The sequence below is a fragment of the Naasia sp. genome (genome assembly GCF_025465545.1).
GTDB lineage: Bacteria > Actinomycetota > Actinomycetes > Actinomycetales > Microbacteriaceae > Naasia.
In genome coordinates, this window is record NZ_JAODMK010000052.1 from 24,188 (window position 1) to 43,581 (window position 19,394).

20 protein-coding genes and 1 pseudogene are annotated in these 19,394 nt (G+C 71.9%); all 21 read left to right on the forward strand.

Annotation, left to right across the window (positions count from 1 at the left end; all coding sequences use genetic code 11):
• Positions 1–77: 77 nt before the first annotated feature.
• On the forward strand, positions 78–707 hold the full coding sequence (gene rpsD, locus JWR33_RS13280) for a 30S ribosomal protein S4 (RefSeq protein WP_297412394.1): 630 nt from the start codon (positions 78–80) through the stop codon (positions 705–707).
• Between the two features lie 75 nt (positions 708–782).
• The gene (locus JWR33_RS13285) at positions 783–1,169 is read left to right on the forward strand and encodes a DUF948 domain-containing protein (protein ID WP_297412395.1); all 387 of its coding nucleotides are present in this window, start codon (positions 783–785) and stop codon (positions 1,167–1,169) included.
• Positions 1,170–1,214: 45 nt separating this feature from the next.
• Positions 1,215–1,430, forward strand: a complete 216-nt coding sequence (locus JWR33_RS13290; protein ID WP_297412396.1) for a hypothetical protein — start codon at positions 1,215–1,217, stop codon at positions 1,428–1,430.
• A 40-nt stretch (positions 1,431–1,470) separates the two neighbouring features.
• Positions 1,471–4,125: an alanine--tRNA ligase gene (alaS, locus tag JWR33_RS13295; RefSeq protein ID WP_297412397.1), complete on the forward strand. Its 2,655-nt coding sequence runs from the start codon at positions 1,471–1,473 to the stop codon at positions 4,123–4,125.
• Between the two features lie 2 nt (positions 4,126–4,127).
• Entirely contained in the window at positions 4,128–4,586 is a 459-nt protein-coding gene (gene ruvX, locus JWR33_RS13300; RefSeq protein WP_297412398.1) for a Holliday junction resolvase RuvX, read from the forward strand.
• Between the two features lie 8 nt (positions 4,587–4,594).
• Complete coding sequence (gene mltG, locus JWR33_RS13305; RefSeq protein WP_297412399.1) at positions 4,595–5,911, forward strand: endolytic transglycosylase MltG; 1,317 nt, start codon at positions 4,595–4,597, stop codon at positions 5,909–5,911.
• On the forward strand, positions 5,908–6,750 hold the full coding sequence (locus tag JWR33_RS13310) for a shikimate dehydrogenase (RefSeq protein WP_297412400.1): 843 nt from the start codon (positions 5,908–5,910) through the stop codon (positions 6,748–6,750). The genes mltG and JWR33_RS13310 overlap by 4 nt, the downstream gene beginning before the upstream one ends.
• Before the next feature lie 2 nt (positions 6,751–6,752).
• Entirely contained in the window at positions 6,753–7,955 is a 1,203-nt protein-coding gene (gene aroC, locus JWR33_RS13315; RefSeq protein WP_297412401.1) for a chorismate synthase, read from the forward strand.
• Positions 7,948–8,472 carry a shikimate kinase gene (locus JWR33_RS13320; protein ID WP_297412402.1) on the forward strand — a complete coding sequence of 175 codons (525 nt, stop codon included), beginning with the start codon at positions 7,948–7,950 and terminating at the stop codon, positions 8,470–8,472. The genes aroC and JWR33_RS13320 overlap by 8 nt, the downstream gene beginning before the upstream one ends.
• The gene (gene aroB, locus JWR33_RS13325; RefSeq protein ID WP_297412403.1) at positions 8,469–9,545 is read left to right on the forward strand and encodes a 3-dehydroquinate synthase; all 1,077 of its coding nucleotides are present in this window, start codon (positions 8,469–8,471) and stop codon (positions 9,543–9,545) included. Before JWR33_RS13320 ends, aroB begins: the two co-directional genes overlap by 4 nt.
• A 94-nt stretch (positions 9,546–9,639) precedes the next feature.
• Complete coding sequence (locus tag JWR33_RS13330) at positions 9,640–10,089, forward strand: type II 3-dehydroquinate dehydratase (RefSeq protein ID WP_297412404.1); 450 nt, start codon at positions 9,640–9,642, stop codon at positions 10,087–10,089.
• A 16-nt stretch (positions 10,090–10,105) separates the two neighbouring features.
• Positions 10,106–10,912 (forward strand): methyltransferase domain-containing protein, encoded by an 807-nt coding sequence (locus JWR33_RS13335; protein ID WP_297412405.1) that lies wholly within the window; start codon positions 10,106–10,108, stop codon positions 10,910–10,912.
• A gap of 74 nt (positions 10,913–10,986) precedes the next feature.
• Complete coding sequence (efp, locus tag JWR33_RS13340; protein WP_297412406.1) at positions 10,987–11,550, forward strand: elongation factor P; 564 nt, start codon at positions 10,987–10,989, stop codon at positions 11,548–11,550.
• A 1-nt stretch (position 11,551) separates the two neighbouring features.
• Positions 11,552–11,971: a transcription antitermination factor NusB gene (gene nusB / locus JWR33_RS13345; protein WP_297412407.1), complete on the forward strand. Its 420-nt coding sequence runs from the start codon at positions 11,552–11,554 to the stop codon at positions 11,969–11,971.
• Between the two features lie 259 nt (positions 11,972–12,230).
• Positions 12,231–13,913, forward strand: a complete 1,683-nt coding sequence (locus JWR33_RS13350) for a hypothetical protein (RefSeq protein WP_297412408.1) — start codon at positions 12,231–12,233, stop codon at positions 13,911–13,913.
• A 110-nt stretch (positions 13,914–14,023) separates the two neighbouring features.
• Complete coding sequence (pyrR, locus tag JWR33_RS13355; protein WP_297412409.1) at positions 14,024–14,572, forward strand: bifunctional pyr operon transcriptional regulator/uracil phosphoribosyltransferase PyrR; 549 nt, start codon at positions 14,024–14,026, stop codon at positions 14,570–14,572.
• A complete protein-coding gene (locus JWR33_RS13360) occupies positions 14,569–15,516 on the forward strand; it encodes an aspartate carbamoyltransferase catalytic subunit (protein WP_297412410.1) in 948 nt (315 codons plus the stop codon). The genes pyrR and JWR33_RS13360 overlap by 4 nt, the downstream gene beginning before the upstream one ends.
• Positions 15,513–16,826: a dihydroorotase gene (locus tag JWR33_RS13365; protein WP_297412411.1), complete on the forward strand. Its 1,314-nt coding sequence runs from the start codon at positions 15,513–15,515 to the stop codon at positions 16,824–16,826. Before JWR33_RS13360 ends, JWR33_RS13365 begins: the two co-directional genes overlap by 4 nt.
• Entirely contained in the window at positions 16,819–17,349 is a 531-nt protein-coding gene (locus tag JWR33_RS13370) for a hypothetical protein (protein ID WP_297412412.1), read from the forward strand. The genes JWR33_RS13365 and JWR33_RS13370 overlap by 8 nt, the downstream gene beginning before the upstream one ends.
• Position 17,350: 1 nt before the next feature.
• Positions 17,351–18,598, forward strand: coding sequence for a glutamine-hydrolyzing carbamoyl-phosphate synthase small subunit (carA, locus tag JWR33_RS13375; protein ID WP_297412413.1), 1,248 nt, complete (start codon positions 17,351–17,353; stop codon positions 18,596–18,598).
• Positions 18,598–19,394: pseudogene (gene carB / locus JWR33_RS13380) on the forward strand (carbamoyl phosphate synthase large subunit); the annotation flags it as partial. The gene carA and the pseudogene carB, both read left to right, overlap by 1 nt.

The window sequence follows — 19,394 nt, forward strand, 5'->3', positions numbered from 1 at the left end:
TCCGGCACCTCGACGGCGTCCGGATCGTCTCCCATCTGTGCCGGCATTCTCGTGCCGGAATCCTCCGAAAGGCTTTCGTGTCCACCAAGTCACGCACCCGCAGCAAGACCCGCCTCTCGCGGGCCCTCGGCATCGCGCTCACCCCCAAGGCGGCGCGCTACCTCGAGAAGCGCCCGTACGCTCCCGGTGAGCACGGCCGCACCAAGCGCAAGACGGACTCCGACTATGCCGTCCGCCTGCGCGAGAAGCAGCGCCTGAGGGCTCAGTACGGCATCCGCGAGGCGCAGCTGCGCATCGTCTTCAACGAGGCCCGCCGCACCGCCGGCCTCACCGGTGAGAACCTGGTCGAGCTGCTCGAACTCCGCCTCGACGCTCTTGTGCTGCGCTCGGGCTTCGCCCGGACCACGGCGCAGGCCCGCCAGATGATCGTGCACCGGCACATCATGGTGGACGGCCAGCTCGTCGACCGGCCCTCCTTCCGGGTCAAGCCGGGTCAGCTCATCCACGTGAAGCCCCGCAGCGAGTCGACCGAGATCTTCCAGGTCGCGGCCGCAGGCGGACACGTCGACGTGCTGCCCAAGGTGCCCGTCTACCTCGACGTGGAGATCGACAAGCTCCAGGCGCGCCTCATCCGCCGCCCGAAGCGCGCCGAGGTCCCTGTCACGGCCGAAGTCCAGCTCGTGGTCGAGTACTACGCAGCGCGCTGACGCCTCGCACTAAAGTTGGGGAGCGGATCACCCGTCAGGGTGGTCCGCTCCTCGCATTCTCGGGAAGGAATGTCCATGACGGGTGGCGACATCGCCGGACTCATCGCGGCCGGAGTGTTCGCGATCCTGGTCGCGCTGCTCGCGATTCCGCTCGTGAAGCTCGGCAAGGTGCTCGACCAGACCACCGCGTCGATCCGCGAGGCGACCGAGGGGATCACCCCGATCCTCGCCGAGACCACCACCACGATCCGTGAGGCGAACAAGCAGCTCGCCCGCGTTGACGCCATCACCGGCAGCGTCGCGGAGACCACCGGCAACGTCTCGGCGCTCGTCGCTCTCTTCGCCGCATCCGTCGGCGGGCCGCTCATCAAGCTGGCCGGCTTCAGCGCCGCCGTGCGGGCCGGCATCGCCGGACTCCGGGGCGCCGAGCGTGCGGCGAGTGCCGTGAAGCACACGAAGTAAGCTGACAACTCCCGGCCTCGCGCCGTCCGCCGAAGGGGATCGCCCATGAAGAACGTCCTGCTGCTCGTCGTGGGCGTGGTGCTCGGCTTCGCGGTCGCCCATGGAGCGAACAGGACGCGCCCGGGCGCGGCACTCTTCTCCGACCTCGACGGCCGGGCACGCGAATTCGGCCGGGTGGTGGCAGAGAGCTACCGCGCTCGCGAGGCGGAGCTCCGCTCCGCGATCGCGAAGTCCGAAGACGTGGTCAACGACCGCTCCTAATCCTCCGTCGCCGTCGGCGACACGAATCCGACAAGGTCCCATGCAGACTGCCGAAATCCGCCGGCGCTGGCTCGAGTTCTTCGGCGAGCGCGGACACACCATTGTGCCGTCCGCCTCGCTCGTCAGCGACGATCCCACCCTCCTCTTCACGGTGGCCGGCATGGTCCCGTTCATCCCCTACCTCACCGGACTCGTTCCGGCGCCGTACCCCCGTGCGACGAGCGTGCAGAAGTGCATCCGCACCCTCGACATCGAGGAGGTCGGCAAGACCACCCGGCACGGCACGTTCTTCCAGATGAACGGCAACTTCTCCTTCGGCGACTACTTCAAGGAGGGGGCGATCGGCTTCGCCTGGGAGCTGCTCACCTCGCCGCAGTCCGCCGGCGGGCTCGGCTTCGACGAGAAGGACCTCTGGGTCACTGTCTACCTGGACGACGACGAGGCCTTCGCACTCTGGCGGGCCCTCGGCGTGCCCGAGAGCCGGATCCAGCGTCGCGGCAAGGCCGACAACTTCTGGCACACCGGACAGCCCGGCCCCGGCGGCCCCTGCTCGGAGATCTACTTCGACCGCGGGCCGGCCTATGGCGCGGACGGCGGCCCCGTGGCCGACGAGAACAGGTTCATCGAGATCTGGAACCTCGTCTTCATGCAGTATCTGCTGACCGACGTGCGCGGCAAGACGGACTTCGACATCGGTGGCGATCTGCCGCGCCGCAACATCGACACCGGGATGGGCCTCGAGCGCGTCGCGTTCCTCACCCAGGGCGTCGACAACCTGTACGAGATCGACCAGGTCCGGCCGGTCCTCGACCGCGCCGCCGAGCTCTCCGGACGCCGCTACGGGGCCGACCACGAGGACGACGTGCGGATGCGCGTCGTCGCCGACCACGTGCGCAGCGCGCTCATGCTGATGGGGGACGGTGTCGCGCCGGCCAACGAGGGGCGCGGCTACATCCTCCGCCGCCTGATGCGCCGCACCGTGCGATCGATGCGCCTGCTGGGCGTGGAGGAGCCCACCTTCCCCGAGCTGTTCCCGCAGTCGAGGGATGCGATGAAGACGGCATACCCCGAGGTGGGCGCCGAGTTCGACCGGATCGGCCGTCTCGCCTACGCCGAGGAGGAGACGTTCCTCCGCACCCTCGCGGGCGGCATCACGATCCTCGACGTCGCCGTCGCCGACACCAAGGCGAAGGGCAGCGCGCAGCTGCCCGGCAACACCGCGTTCCAGCTGCACGACACCTACGGCTTCCCCATCGACCTCACCCTGGAGATGGCGGAGGAGGCCGGCCTGTCCGTCGACCGGGGCGCCTTCGACCGGCTGATGGCGGAGCAGCGCGGGCGGGCCAAGGCGGACGCCAAGGCGAAGAAGCGCGCCATCGCGGACCTCTCCGCCTACATCCCCTTCCGGGCCGCCGGAGAGACCCTGTTTCGCGGGTACGACTCGCTCCAGGCCGAGAGCCGGGTGCTCGGCATCCTCGCAGACGGGGCATCGGTCGACTCCGCGTCGGCCGGGCAGACCGTCGAGGTCGTCCTCAGCGAGACGACCCTCTACCCCGAGTCCGGAGGCCAGGAGGCCGACGCGGGCAGCGTCCTCGGCGTCGGCTTCGAGCTCGAGGTCCTCGACGTGCAGCGCCCGATCAAGGGACTCATCTCCCATCGGGTGCTCGTGAAGTCGGGCGAGGTCGCGGTGGGCGACGCCGCGACGACCGTCGTCGACCCGGTGTGGCGCAGGGGGGCGACCCAGGCGCACTCGGCGACGCACCTCGTGCACGCAGCTCTCCGCCAGGTGCTCGGTCCCGAGGCGCACCAATCCGGCTCATACAACAAGGCCGGGTATCTGCGGCTCGACTTCAGCTGGAACCGGGCTCTGTCGCCGGAGACCCGCGCTGAGATCGAGGGCATCGCCAACGACGCCATCTCCCGGGACTACGAGGTGGTCACCCGCGTGCTTCCCCTCGCTGAGGCGAAGGCGCTCGGCGCCATGGCCCTGTTCGGCGAGAAGTACGGCGACACGGTGCGGATGGTCGACATCGGCGGGCCGTGGTCGCGCGAGCTGTGCGGCGGCACCCACGTGGGCTCCAGCGCGGAGATCGGCCTGATCAACCTCGTCAGCGAGAGCTCCATCGGCTCGGCCAACCGGCGGGTGGAGTCTCTCGTCGGACCCGACGCCTTCCGCGAGTTCGCGACCGAGCGGGCCATCGTCGCCCAGCTCACCGCCGAGCTCAAGACGCCAAAGGACCAGCTGCCGAACCGGATCAGCGACCTCCTCGCCAACCTGAAGTCCGCCGAACGGCGCATCGCGGAGTTCGAGCAGCAGGCGCTGGCCTCGCGGGTGCCGACCCTCGCCGGAACCGCCCGTCCCGTTGGCCGCGTCACCGCGGTCCTCGAGTCGGTGGGCGCGCTGCGCTCGAGCGACGAACTCCGGAGCCTCGCCACCGCGGTCCGCGAGCGGCTGTCCGCACAGGCGGCCGTCGTCGCCCTCGCGGCCGACGTCGCAGGGAAGCCGGCCGTGCTCGTCGCCACGACGGCGGCCGCCCGCGAGAGCGGCGTGAAGGCCGGCGCGCTCGCGAAGACGGCCGCGCAGGTGCTGGGCGGTGGTGGTGGCGGACGCGACGACATGGCTCAGGGCGGCGGGGCCGACGTCTCGGCGATCCCCGCGGCGCTCGAGGCGATCGCCGCGCAGCTCGCGAGCTGACCGTGCGCACCGGGGTGCGGCTGGGCGTCGACGTTGGCAAGGTGCGCGTCGGCCTGGCCGCGAGCGACCCGTCCGGATTCCTCGCATCTCCGGTCGAGACCCTCGCCCGGCAGGACGAGCTGCGGACTCTCATCGAGCGCATCGTGGCCGAGGCGGCGGACCGGAACGCCCTGGAGATCGTGGTCGGGCTGCCCCTCTCGCTCTCCGGCGCCGACACCCCCTCGACCGCCGACGCACGGCTCGTCGCGCAGGCTCTCGCCGACGCATCGCCGGTCCCCGTGCGGATGATCGACGAGCGGCTGAGCACGGTCAGCGCGCAGTCGGCGCTGCACCGGAGCGGCCGAAACGCCCGGTCGTCGAGGTCCGTGATCGACCAAGTGGCCGCCGTTATACTCCTTCAACATGCTCTCGACTCCGAGCGTGCGGGGCGAGAGCCCGGCGTGATCGTCGATCCGACCTGAAGGCCCCCGTGTCCCAGCCCCCTCCCTCCCGCGGCTCCCGCAGGGACACCGCCGGGAGCACGGCGCCGTCCTGGGCGGACCTCCTGGCCGAGGACCCGGACGCTGCTCCGGCCGCGGACGCCCCTCCCACCAGCAGGCGAGAGGCCCGCGCCCGCGAAGCCGCACACGCAGCGGGCCAGGTCCGCGCGCGCCGCTCCAAGCGGCCCGTCGACGAGAGCAGCTTCGGCTTCCCCGCCGTCGCCCCGCCGCGCAAGCGTCACCGCTGGGTGCCCTGGCTGGTCGCCCCGCTCGTCCTGCTGCTCGTGATCGGCGGCGGCGGAGCGGCCGCCGCGTTCCTCCTCGTGCCCGACTGGCCGACCCGACTCGCGGACGTGCTCGCCGGCCCGGCGGAGAAGGACTACCGGGGCTCCGGCAGCGGCGACGCGGTGCTCGTGATCCACGACGGCGACATCGGCGAGGACGTCGCGAAGAACCTCGTGTCCGCCGGCGTCACCAAGACCTTCGACGCGTTCTACGACCTGCTTCTCTCCGCCGACCCCACCCCGGTCTTCCAGCCCGGTGCCTACTCGCTGCACAAGAAGATGAGCGCGCGGTCGGCACTCGACGCGCTGCTCGATCCGGCCAGCCGGCTCGAGAACCAGGTGGTCATCCCCGAGGGGGAGACGGTCGCGACGGCACTGCAGCTGGTCGCCGACGCCACCGACGTGCCGCTCGACGACCTCCAGGCGGCGGCGAAGGATCCTGCGTCGTTCGGCCTCCCCAAGGAGTCGACGACCCTGGAGGGCTTCCTCTTCCCCGCGACCTACCAGTTCGACCCGGGCATCACGGCCCACGACGCGCTGCAGACCCTCGTCGACCGCATGGTCTCCTCGCTCGACGATGCGGGGGTGGCGCCGGGGGACCGGTACCGGGTGGTCACGCTCGCCTCCCTCGTGCAGAAGGAGGCGGGGCTCCGCGACGACTACTACAAGGTGTCACGCGTGTTCCTCAACCGCCTCGACCAGGACATGCTGCTCCAGTCGGATGCGACCGTCGCCTACGGGACCGGCAACACCCACCGGGTGAGCACGACCGACGCCGAGCGGCAGGACGAGTCGAACCCGTACAACACCTACGTGCATCCGGGGCTGCCCGTCGGGCCGATCTCCAACCCGGGAGACCTCGCCATCGACGCCGCGCTGCACCCCGCCGACGGCCCCTGGCTCTTCTTCGTCACGGTGGACCTCGAGACCGGGCAGACGGTGTTCTCCGAGACCATCGATGAGCACGATGCCGCAGTGCAGAAGTGGCTGGCCTGGATGGCCGACCACCCCGAATACCAGTGAGCGACCCGGGCGAGGCCGTCCCGCGACGGTCGCTCGCCGTGCTGGGTTCGCCGATCGCGCATTCCCGGTCTCCGCTGCTGCACTCGGCCGCCTACCGGCAGTTGGGGCTCGACTGGGACTACGGCCGCCGGGAGGTGCGCTCGGGCGAGCTCGCCGGCTTCCTCGGCGGGCTGGGAACGGAGTGGCGCGGCCTCTCCCTCACCATGCCGCTCAAGCGCGAGGTGCTGCCGCTGCTCGACGAGGCGGACGAGCTCGTGGAGATCACCGGGGCCGCCAACACCGTGCTGCTGGACGGCACGATCCGCGGCTTCAACACCGACGTCGGCGGAATCGAGGCCGCCTTCGCGGAGCGGGGAGTGCCCGCCCCGCACCGCGTTCTCATCCTCGGCGGGGGAGCGACCGCCGCGTCGGTCCTCACCGCGGTCGCCCGGCTCGGCGCCACGGAGGCGGTCGTGGCCGTCCGATCGCCGGAGCGGGCCGCGGCGCTGCCTCGCCTCGGTGCCCGCCTGGGGCTCGGCGTGGCCCTGCTGAGCCTCGGCGGCGAGCTGCCGGTCGACGTGGACCTGGTCGCCAGCACGCTCCCCGGCGATGCGACGCCTCCGCTGCCCGAGGTCGCGCCCGGCACCGCCCTGCTCGACGCCGCCTACGACCCGTGGCCGAGCACCCTCGCCCGGCACTGGGCACGTGTCGGTGCCGGCCCGACGGTGAGCGGCCTCGAGATGCTCGTGCACCAGGCGCTGCTGCAGGTCCGGATCTTCGCGAGGGGCGATCCTGGGGTGCCCCTGCCGGGCGAGGCGGGCGTGCTCCGGGCCATGAAGGCCGCTGTGGGAGGATTCTGAACATGCTTCGTTGGCTCACCGCCGGGGAGTCGCACGGGCCGGAGCTCGTCGCGATCCTCGAGGGCTTCCCCGCCGGGGTGCCCGTCTCGCTCGAGAAGATCCGCATCGACCTCGGGCGGCGCAAGCTCGGCTATGGGCGAGGCTCCCGGCAGAAGTTCGAGCAGGACGAGCTCGCCATCTCCGGCGGCGTCGTGCACGGCAGCAGCATCGGCGGCCCCGTCGCGGTGCGGATCGGCAACACCGAGTGGCCCAAGTGGGTCGAGGTGATGAACCCGGAGCCCGTCGAGCTGAGCGACCGGTCGCGCGGCCGGGGTGCCGCGCTCACCCGGCCACGACCGGGGCACGCCGACCTGGTCGGGATGCAGAAGTACGGCTTCGACGAGGCGCGGCCCGTGCTCGAGCGCGCGAGCGCCCGCGAGACCGCCGCCCGAGTCGCCCTCGGCGCGGTCGCCCGATCGTTCCTCGCCGAGCTCGGCGTGCAGCTGTTCAGCCACACCCTCTCCATCGGTCCGGTGCGGGTCCCCGACGGCGCGGCGCTGCCCAGGCCCGCCGACCTCGCCCGGATCGACGAGGACCCGCTGCGCTGCGCCGACCCGGACACGTCCGCCCGCATGGTGCAGGAGGTCGACGCCGCGAAGCGCGACGGCGACACCCTCGGCGGCGTCGTGGAGGTGCTCGCCTACGGGCTGCCACCGGGCCTCGGCTCCTACGTGCACTGGGACCGCAGGCTCGACGCCCAGCTCGCCGCGGCCCTGATGGGCATCCAGGCGATCAAGGGCGTCGAGGTGGGTGACGGATTCGTCACGGCCGCGAGGCGGGGATCCGACGCCCACGACGAGCTCGTGGCCGGCGCGGATGGCATCGAGCGCCTCACCGACAAGGCGGGCGGCACCGAGGGCGGCATGTCGACCGGCACCGTGCTCCGGGTGCGAGCCGCGATGAAGCCGATCTCCACAGTTCCCCGTGCCCTCCGCACCGTGGACGTGGCCACCGGCGAGACCGCCGCAGCGCATCACCAGCGCTCGGACGTGTGCGCGGTGCCCGCCGCCGGGGTGGTTGCCGAGGCCATGGTGGCGCTCGTGCTCGCGAACTCGGTGCTGGAGAAATTCGGCGGCGACTCGCTCGCCGAGACCCGGCGGAACCTCGAGGCGTACCTCGCCGCGATCCCCGCAACGCTCCGGACGGCGTCGGCGACCGGTGAATGAGGCTGCGGGCGCCGGACCTCTGCTCGTGATCATCGGGCCACCCGGCGCGGGCAAGACCAAGGTGGGCAAACGCGTCGCGCGGGCCCTCGGCGTGGAGTTCGTCGACACCGACAAGCGGATCGTGGCGCTGCACGGCCCGATCGCGGACATCTTCGCCGAGCACGGCGAGCCGCACTTCCGGGCGATCGAGCGCGAGCAGGTGGCCGCCGCGCTCACCACCGGCGGCATCGTCTCGCTGGGCGGCGGCGCGATCCTCGACCCGCGCACACAGGCCGAGCTGCACGACCGCCGCGTCGCCCTCCTCACCATGAACGAGTCGGCCGTCGCGAGCCGCATCGAGGGCGAGAAGCGTCCCCTGCTCGCTTCGGGCGGTGTCGCGGCCTGGAAGGCGCTCCTCGAGCAGCGCCGGCCGATCTACGAGGCGCTCGCCGATCGCACCTTCGACTCGTCCGACCGGCCCATGCGGGACGTCGCCGATGATGTCGTCGCCTGGCTCACCGAGGAGGGACTCCGATGACCGACGTCACCCGCATCCCGGTCGGCGGCGCCGACGGCTACCAGGTGCTGATCGGCCGGGGACTCACCGGCTCCATCGCCGAGGCCCTCGGCTCCGCCGTGCGCAAGGTGCTCGTCGTGCACCCGCCCACCCTCGGCGCCCGCGCCGAGGCGCTGCGCGCCGCGCTCAGCGACCGGTACGAGGTGCTCCTCGCGGAGATCCCCGACGGGGAGTCCGCCAAGCGGGTCGAGGTCGCCGCGTTCTGCTGGCAGGTGCTGGGGCAGGCCGACTTCACGCGATCCGACGCGGTGGTCGGCTTCGGCGGCGGATCGACGACCGACCTGGCGGGCTTCGTCGCCGCCACCTGGCTTCGCGGGGTCGCCCTCGTGCAGCTGCCGACCACTGTGCTCGGCATGGTGGACGCCGCCGTCGGCGGCAAGACGGGCATCAACACCGCGGAGGGCAAGAACCTCGTCGGTGCGTTCTCCGCGCCCCGCGCCGTGCTCGCCGACCTCGACCACCTCGCGGACCTGCCGCGCAACGAGCTGCTCGCCGGCTTCGCGGAGATCGCCAAGTGCGGGTTCATCGGCGTGCCGGAGATCCTGGAGCTGATCGAGGCGGACGTGGACCGGGTGACCGACCCGCGCTCCGAGGAGTTCCGTCGCGTCGTGGAGCTGTCGATCCGGCTGAAGGCCGAGGTCGTCTCCGAAGACTTCACCGAGTCGGGACGCCGCGAGATCCTCAACTACGGCCACACGCTCGGGCACGCGATCGAGCACGCCGAGCGCTACCAGTGGCGGCACGGGGCTGCGGTGGCCGTCGGCATGGTCTACGCCGCGGAGCTCGCCCGCCTCGCAGGGCGGCTCAGCGACGCGGCAGTCGACCGGCATCGCCAGGTGCTCGGCTCGCTGGGCCTGCCGCTGGAGTACCCCCTCGGTCGCTGGCGGAGCCTCCTCGCCACGATGCGGCGGGACAAGAAGGCGCGCGGCGCGATGCTCCGCTTCATCGTGCTCGACGACATCGCGAGGCCGACCGTGCTGCAGGGCCCGGACGACGCCCTGCTCTTCGCCGCCTACCAGGAGATCGCCTCATGAGACCGCGGGCTCCGGCCCGGATTGCGGGCTCCGCGTCGCAATCCGGTCCCGAACGCGCCGTCCGAGAGCGCAGGGAGTCGATAGGGTCGTGCGCGTGACTCGCGTGCTCGTGCTCAACGGACCCAACCTGGGACGCCTCGGCACCCGCTCGCCCGAGATCTACGGCAGCGAGACCCTCGAGGATCTGCGCGAGCAGCTGAGCGGGTCCGTCCCCGACGGGTCCAGCGTCGACGTGCGACAGACCGACGACGAGGGCACCCTCATCGGCTGGCTGCACGAGGCCGTCGACGAGGGCATGCCGGTGATCCTCAACCCCGCCGCGTTCACCCACTACTCCTACGCGCTGCGGGACGCCGTCGCGATCGTCACCGAGGCGGGACTGCCGCTCATCGAGGTGCACCTCTCCAATCCGCACTCCCGCGAGGAGTTCCGGCACACCAGCGTCATCACGGGCGTCGCAACCGGCGTCATCGCCGGCCTCGGCTTCGACTCCTACCGGCTCGCGCTCTCCGCGGTCCTGCGCCGCGTCACTCCCGGATCCTGATCGGAAGGAGGGGACGATGGCGTCCCCCGAGTCGGCTTTCGCCGGCAGCATCCCCGCCCTCTACGAGCGTCACCTCGGCCCGCTGCTCTTCGCGCCGTACGCGACGGAGCTGGCCCGCCGCCTCGGCGACCTCACCGACGGCGCCGTCCTCGAGACCGCGGCGGGAACGGGCATCGTCACCGCCGCGCTCGCCTCAGCCCTGCCCGCGGCGGTCCAGATCGCCGCGACGGACCTCAACGACGCCATGATCGCCGTCGCCTCGGCGAAGGACGGCATGGAGCGGGTCCGCTGGAGCCAGGCCGACGCGCTCGCGCTGCCCTTCGACGACGCCGCCTTCGATGCCGTCGTCTGCAGCTTCGGGGTCATGTTCTATCCGGACAAGAGCGCCGGCTACGCGGAGGCCCTGCGCGTGCTCCGCCCGGGCGGCCGGCACCTCGTCACGATCTGGGACTCGCTCGAGCACAACGACCTCACCCGCATCGTCGACGAGTCGATGGCCCGGGAGTTTCCGGATGACCCGCCGGACTTCATCACCACGTTCCCCTTCGGCTACGCCAACCCGGACCTCATCCGGGCGCAGCTCGAGGAGGCCGGGTTCTCCGCTGTCGGAATCGAGACCGTCGAGCTGCCGTGCCGGGCGGAGTCGGCGAGCCAGGCGGCGATCGGGATCTGCCAGGGGACCCCGCTGCGGATGCAGATCGAGGCTCGGGGAGGCGACCTCGAGTCGGCCACGGCTCACGCCACGGCGGCCGTGCAGGACGCCTTCGGCGCCGGCCCGATCGTGGCCCGGATGCAGGCGCTCCTCGTCACCGCGGTCCGCTGACCGCACAGGCATTACACTTCTGGGGGCGTTCCGGCAGTTCCGGGCGCCCCTGCAGAAAGGGAAAGGGACCTGCCATGGCCTCTACCGCTGACATCCGCAACGGCGTCGTCCTCAACATCGACGGCCAGCTCTGGAACGTCGTCGAGTTCCAGCACGTCAAGCCCGGCAAGGGCGGCGCCTTCGTGCGCACCAAGCTCAAGAACGTGGTGACCGGCAAGGTCGTCGACAGGACCTACAACGCCGGGGCGAAGATCGACGTCGAGAACGTCGACCGCCGCGACTACCAGTACCTCTACCGGGACGGCGACGACTTCGTCTTCATGGACACCGCCGACTACGAGCAGATCACCGTGCCGGGCGCCGTGGTCGGCGACGCGGCGAACTTCCTCCTCGAGAACCAGTCGGCGACCATCGCCCTCAACAACGGCAACCCGCTCTACGTCGAGCTCCCGACCAGCGTCGTGATGGAGATCACCTACACGGAGCCCGGCCTGCAGGGCGACCGCTCCAACGCCGGCACCAAGCCCGCGAACATCGAGACCGGCTACCAGATCCAGGTCCCGCTGTTCGTCGGCGTGGGCCAGAAGATCAAGGTCGACACCCGCACGGGTGAGTACCTCGGCCGGGTGAACGACTGACGTGAGCGCTCGCTCGAAGGCCCGCAAGCGGGCGCTGGACCTGCTCTATGCGGCGGACGTCCGCCAGGTGCCGGTCGCCGACCTGCTCACCGCCGAGGCGGCGCGCGCCGCGGGGGAGCCCGACCGGCAGGCGAGCTGGCTCTACGCGCGCGACATCGTCGACGGCGTCAGCGATCACCGGGCCGAGATCGACGACCTCATCACGACCCATGCCGAGGGCTGGACCCTGGCGCGCATGCCCGCCGTCGACCGCGCGATCCTCCGCATCGGCACCTGGGAGCTCCTCTTCAACGACGACATCCCCGCCGCCGTCGCGATCGACGAGGCGGTGGAGAGCGCGAAGGAGCTGAGCACCGACGAGTCGTCCGGCTTCGTGCACGGCGTGCTCGCCGCGATCGGACGGGCAGGCGCCTCGAACTGAGCGGGCGACCCGCTGACAGGCGTCGAGGACGGCGCCGGGCAGCCGGTCGTCTGGAGCGCGCCGGGACCGCCCCGCAGCGCGGGGATGTCCGCACTGAGGGTGTTCTCGGCGAGGTCCGTCCGCGCAGCGCGGAGCGGCACGTCCGTCCCCCGGCGTGTCCGCACTTCGGTGGACACCAGGTCTGGGGGGCGCAGTCGGGCGGCCCTCCGGATAGCGTCGTGGGCGGGGATCAGCGCCCCAACGACGGTCGGGGGGACCGATGAGGACGATTCGTTCCGTGCATGCTGTCGTGGTGGCGATGGTTCTCGCCTTCACCGGAACTGCGACGAGCGGCGCCCTCCTGCCGGCGGGTGTGGTGGGCTCGGCAGAGGCCGCGGCCGCCGCCCTCAGCACCCCCGTGATCAAAGTGGTCTACGGCGACCGCACTGTCACCGTCGGCTGGAAGAAGGTGACCGGCGCGCTGGGCTATACCGCACAGCTGAGCAGGAGCAGCTCATTCAGCTCGCCCACCACGATCTCGACCGCCACCCGCCTCAGCGCGGTCTTTCCGTCCCTGATCAACGGCGCGAAGTACTACGTGCGGGTGATCGCGCGGGACAGCGCCACGTCGGTGAGGAGCGTGGTGAAGACGGCCGTGCCGGACGACGGCTACCCCGTCGAGATCGGGGAGGTTCGGGTCACCTCGGCCGGCGACCACGCCATCAAGGTGAGCTGGGCCGGCGGCGGCCGCGCGACCAGGGTCGGGATCATCGCCGGGGCCGACAGCACCACCGAGAGCTACCACTTCGACTCGGGCTGGTATCCCGCCACCACCCGGTCGATCCTGCTCACCGTGCCCGCCAAATGGCGTGACGTGCTCGGCACCGGCTCCGGCAACCCCATCTACGTCAAGGTCGCGCAGACCAACTCCCGTGCGTCGAAGCCGGCGCTGTCCCGCACCTTCTCGCTGCAGGACAGCTACCGGCTGACCCCCGCAGGGATGTTCGCGCTGGCCGGGCTCAGGGCTCCGGCCGCGGACACCAGCGCTCTCAAGGTCGCCGAGTACAACGTGCTCAGCGTGAACGCCTCGGCGAAGGTGGCCGGCCACACCTGGCGCGACAGGAGGAAGACGGTCGCCACGAACATCGCGGCCTCCGGCGCCGATCTCGTCGGCCTCGAGGAGCTGGCGACCGGGTGGACAGGAGTTCCGGGATCCTCGCCCCGCCAGTGGGAGGACATGGCGGCGCTGCTCGCCTCGCCGGCCTACGGCGGGTACGCGATCGCGAACACCACCGCCAACCTCTACGCGAAGGCCAGCGCCGATTACCCGGGGACCGTGAGCTCCCACCTCTTCTACGACCCGACCGTCCTCGACGTGCTCGACAGCGGGTACATCTCGCCGAGGACCGATCTCGGCCTGGCCTCGATCTGGCCGGCGGGAGAGGCGGACCGCTACATCGCCTGGGCCCACCTGCGCATGACGTCGTCCGGACGAACCTTCTACGCCGCGTCGGCGCACTTCCTCACCGGGGCGGGAGCCTCCAAGGACGCCCTCCGGACGGCGGAGGCGACGGCGCTGTCCGACTATCTCGACCGGCTGGCGGGGGATTCGACCATCGTGCTTCTGGCCGACCTCAACAGCTCCTTCGCCCGCACCCGGAATGCGCCCAGCACGGTGTTCGTGGCAGACGGCTACTACGACGCCGCGGCGACGGCGCGCCGGTCCGGATCCCGGTACAGCACCGAGAACTCCTCCAACCAGACGTCGGGCGTCTCCGGCTTCCCCACGCGGCCGTACAGGCACAAGTACGTGTCCTCGCGGATCGACTACATCATGGTGAAGGGATCCCCGGGCGCGAAGTCCTACGCGAATCAGCTGCACCTGACCGCGGACGGGACCTTCGACGCCAACTACCAGGGCTCCGACCACAACATCCAGTACGCGATCATCGGCATCCGCTAGCCGCGACCACGGGACCACGCAGCCGGGCCGGGGAGGCCCGCGCACGCGTGTAGGCTCGTCGGCGATCGACATCCTTTAAGGCCGTCCGGAGAGGCGGGGAAGGAGGTCAAGTGGCTGTACGCACCGTGCTTCAGCAGGCTGACATCACGCGGGCTCTGACCCGTGTCGCGCACGAGATCCTCGAGGCCAATCGGGGCAGTGCCGGACTGGTGCTCCTCGGCATCCCCACCCGCGGCGTGGAGCTCGCCGAGCGGCTGGGCGCCCTCCTCACCGAGTTCGCCGGGATGCCGGGCTGGAGCTGCCCCGTCGGGTCGCTCGACGTGACGATGTACCGCGACGACCTCGGGCGCAATCCGGTCCGCAGCCCGGCCCCCACCCGCCTGCCGTCGGAGGGCGTCGACGGTCGCACGGTCGTGCTCGTCGACGACGTGCTCTACTCGGGCAGAACCATCCGGGCGGCCCTCGACGCTCTCGCCGACCATGGCAGACCGGCCGCCGTGCGCCTCGCCGTGCTCGTCGACCGCGGGCACCGCGAACTGCCGATCCGCCCGGACTTCGTGGGCAAGAACCTGCCTTCGGCGGCGAGCGAGCGCGTGAACGTGCTCCTCACCGGCACCGACGGCAGCGACGCCGTGACGATCGGGGACGGAGCCGAATGAAGCACCTGCTCTCCACCCGGGACCTGGATCGGGCGACCGCGCTCCAGATCCTCGACGTGGCCGAGGACATGGCCGCCACCCAGCAGCGCGAGGTGAAGAAGCTGCCGACGCTGCGCGGCAAGACCGTGGTCAACCTCTTCTTCGAGGACTCCACCCGCACCCGCATCTCGTTCGAGGCGGCCGCCAAGCGGCTCTCCGCGGATGTGATCAACTTCGCCGCCAAGGGCTCGAGCGTCTCCAAGGGCGAGTCCCTGCAGGACACCGCCCAGACCCTCGAGGCGATCGGCGCGGACGGCATCGTGCTGCGGCACCCCGCCTCGGGGGCCCCGGCCGTGCTCGCCGGCAGCGGCTGGATCGCGGCGAGCGTCGTGAACGCCGGCGACGGCACGCACGAGCACCCCACCCAGGCCCTCCTCGACACCTTCACGCTGCGTCGGCGGATCCACGGAGACGGCAGCCGGGGACGCGACCTCGACGGGGTCCGCGTGCTGATCGTCGGCGACATCCTGCACTCGCGCGTCGCCCGCTCGAACGTCTGGCTGCTCAGCACCCTGGGCGCCCAGGTCTCCCTCGTCGGCCCGCCCACCCTCGTGCCGTTCGGCATCGGCGACTGGCCGGTGACCGTGGGCCACGACCTCGACGCCGCCCTCGCCGACACCGCCTTCGACGCCGTGATGATGCTGCGGGTGCAGACCGAGCGGATGGCCGACGCGTTCTTCCCCAGCTCGCGCGAGTACTCCAGCAACTGGGGGCTCACCGCCGCCCGATTCATGGTCCTGCCCGAGCATGCGGTGGTCATGCATCCCGGCCCGATGAACCGCGGGTTCGAGATCGCCTCGGGAGCCGCGGACTCGCCTCGCTCGACCGTGCGCGAGCAGGTCGCGAACGGCGTGGCCACCCGCATGGCTGCCCTCTACCTGACCCTGACCGGAGGAGCGCAATGACCGCATACGTCCTCGTCGGCGCCCGGCTCGCCGACGGCACCGCCACCGACCTCCTCCTCGACGGCGGCGTGATCGCGGAGGTCGGGAGCGGACTGTCGCGGGCCGGTGCCACCCGCATCGACGCGGACGGACTGCTCGCCCTGCCCGGCCTCGTCGACCTGCACACCCACCTGCGCCAGCCCGGCGGGGAGGGCGCGGAGACCGTGCTCTCCGGCACCCGGGCCGCGGCCGCAGGCGGCTACACCGCGGTGAGCGCCATGGCGAACACCGACCCGGTCGCCGACACCGCCAGCGTCGTGGAGCAGGTGCAGGCGCTCGGCGAGGCGGCCGGCTACGCGACGGTCCGGCCGATCGGCGCGGTCACCCGCGGCCTCGCGGGCGAGAGCCTCGCCGACATCGGCTCGATGGCCCGGTCCCGTGCCCGCGTCCGGATGTTCAGCGACGACGGCGTGTGCGTCGCCGATCCGCTGATCATGCGCCGGGCGCTGGAGTACATCCGCGGGTTCGGCGGTGTGCTCGCCCAGCACGCCCAGGAGCCGAGGCTCACGATCGGCGCGCAGCTCAACGAGGGGCCGACGAGCGCCGAGCTGGGGCTCGCCGGCTGGCCCGCGGTGGCGGAGGAGGCGATCATCGCGCGCGACGTGCTGCTCGCCCAGCACACCGGCGCGCGGCTGCACGTGTGCCACCTGTCCACCGCCGGCTCGGTCGAGCTGATCCGCTGGGCCAAGGGCCGCGGCATCGCCGTCACCGCCGAGGTCACCCCGCACCACCTGCTGCTCACCGATCGCCTCGCGCAGGGCTACGACGCGCGCTTCAAGGTGAACCCGCCGCTGCGCGCCGACGAGGACGTCGCCGCGGTGCGGGCAGGGCTCGCCGACGGCACCATCGACGCGGTCGCGACCGACCACGCGCCGCATCCCGACGACAGCAAGACCTGCGAGTGGGGCGCGGCCGCCAACGGGATGGTGGGCCTCGAGTCCGCGCTGTCCGTCGTGCACCAGGCGATGGTCGAGACGGGACTGCTCGACTGGGCCGGCGTGGAGAGGGTGATGTCCCGCGCGCCCGCCCGGATCGGCGACATCCGCGGCCATGGCGAGCCGATCGGCGTGGGGGCTGCCCCCGAGCTCGTCCTCTACGACCCGTCCGCTCGTGAGGACTTCGGCCTCGGCCGCCTTGCGGGCGCCAGCCGCAACTCGCCCTACCTCGGGCGGAGCCTCCCCGGCCGGGTGGTCGCGACCTTCCACCGCGGCGCGCCGACCGTGCTGGCCGGCGCCGTGCTCGACGCGGACGAGGTGGCCTCCCGTGCCTGACCAGCTCATCCCGACCCTCCTCATCGCCGCCCTCGTCCTGGTCGCCTTCGCGGGCATGGCGGCCGGCTGGCGCGCGCGCAGGCGCCGCCAGGCGCATCTGCCGCCGGTCGCGCCGCTGCCGGCCGAGCCGGGGGAGCCCAGCCTCACCATCGAGGCCCTCTACGTCGCGACGACCCTGCGGGACGACCCGCTCGAGCGGGTGGCCGTGCGCGGGCTCGGCATGCGGGCGAAGGCCACCGTGCAGGTGCTGCCCGGGGGCCTGGCGCTCGCGCTCGCCGGCCAGGACGCCGTGTTCCTGCCCGCCGCCGACCTCAACGGGGCCGGCCGCGCCACCTACGCCATCGATCGCGTCGTCGAGCGCGACGGGCTCGTCGCGGTCGCCTGGACGCTCGGCGACACGCCCCTCGACACCTACCTGCGGCCGTCGTCGTCCACCGACGGCACCGCGCTCGTCGACGCGATTCAGCGCATCGCGCGCCGTTCGGTAGCGTCGACAACCGACCCCACCGAAAGAGAGAACTGACGTGCCTATCCGCGAGAAGGCGGTCCTCGTGCTCGAGGACGGCCGCCGCTTCCGGGGCTCCGCGTACGGGGCTCGAGGCCGCACCTTCGGCGAGGCGGTGTTCGCCACCGGGATGACCGGCTACCAGGAGACGCTGACCGACCCGTCCTACGCCGGCCAGATCGTCCTGCAGACGGCGCCGCACATCGGCAACACCGGCGTCAACCGGGTGGATCCCGAGTCCGCCCGGATCTGGGTGGCCGGCTACATCGTCCGCGACCCGTCCCGGGTGGTCTCCAACCACCGGGCGACCGGCAGCCTCGACGACGACCTCGAGGCGCAGGACATCGTCGGGATCAGCGGCATCGACACCCGCGCCGTCACCCGGCACCTCCGTGACCGGGGAGCGATGCGGGCCGGCATCTTCTCCGGAGCCGACGCGGAGCTCGGCGAGGAGGAGCAGCTCGGCCTGGTGCGGCGGAGCCCCGAGATGACCGGGTCGCACCTGTCCTCCGCGGTCTCCACTGCGGTCATGTACTCGGTGCCGGCCGAGGGCGAGCGCATCGGCTCCGTGGCGATCGTCGACCTCGGCATCAAGGCGGCCACCATCCGCGCCCTCGCCGAGCGCGGCTTCGAGGTGCACGTGGTGCCCGAGTCGGTCACCGCCGAGGAGCTGTTCGCGCTCGACCCGAGCGCCGTCTTCTACTCCAACGGCCCCGGCGATCCCGGCGCCTCCGCGGACCACGTCGACCTGCTCCGGCAGGTGCTGCGCCGCGGCACCCCGTTCTTCGGGATCTGCTTCGGCAACCAGCTGCTCGGGCGGGCGCTCGGCTTCGAGACCTACAAGCTGCCCTTCGGGCACCGGGGCATCAACCAGCCCGTGCTGGACCGCCGGACCGGTCGCGTCGAGATCACCGCGCACAACCACGGCTTCGCGGTCGACGCGCCGCTCGACGGCCCGGTCGAGACCCCTGCCGGCTTCGGGCGGGCCGAGGTCAGCCACATCGGCCTCAACGACCAGGTGGTCGAGGGCATCGCCTGCCTCGACATCCCCGCCTTCTCGGTGCAGTACCACCCGGAGGCGGCGGCGGGGCCGCACGACTCCGCCTACCTCTTCGACCGCTTCCGCGACATGGTGCTCGCGGCCGGCCGGTCCCGCGCGGAGGCGATCGAGGCGGAGTCCGCCCCGCGCATTCCCCAGGACGACCGGTCGCCGCGCTCCGGCGCCGAGTCGGCACGGACCCAGCCCGACGACGAGAGGGGCATCTGATGCCGAAGCGCGAAGACATCCGGAGCGTGCTCGTCATCGGCTCCGGCCCGATCGTGATCGGGCAGGCCGTCGAGTTCGACTACTCGGGCACCCAGGCCTGCCGGGTGCTCCGCGAGGAGGGCGTGCGCGTCATCCTGGTCAACTCCAACCCGGCCACGATCATGACCGATCCGGACTTCGCCGACGCGACCTATGTGGAGCCCATCACGCCCGCGGTGATCGAGACGATCATCGCGAAGGAGCGGCCCGACGCGATCCTCCCCACCCTCGGCGGGCAGACGGCGCTGAACGCCGCGATCGCCCTGCACGAGCTCGGAATCCTCGAGAAGTACGGGGTCGAGCTGATCGGCGCCAAGGTCGAGGCCATCCGCAAGGGCGAGGACCGCCAGCTGTTCAAGGAGCTCGTGCTCGCCTGCGGCGGCGACGTCGCCCGCTCGCACATCGCGCACACCGTGGACGAGGCGCTCGGCTTCGCGGAGGACCTCGGCTACCCCCTCGTCGTGCGCCCCTCGTTCACCATGGGCGGCCTCGGCTCCGGCTTCGCCTACACGCCCGAGGAGCTGCTGCGCTTCGTCGGCGACGGCCTGCAGTCCAGCCCCACCGCCGAGGTGCTGCTCGAGGAGAGCATCCTCGGCTGGAAGGAGTACGAGCTCGAGCTGAGGCGCGACGCGGCCGACAACACGGTCGTCGTCTGCTCCCTCGAGACCGTCGACACGGTCGGCGTGCACACCGGCGACTCGGTCACCGTCGCGCCGGCGATGACGCTGACCGACCGCGAGTACCAGCAGATGCGCGA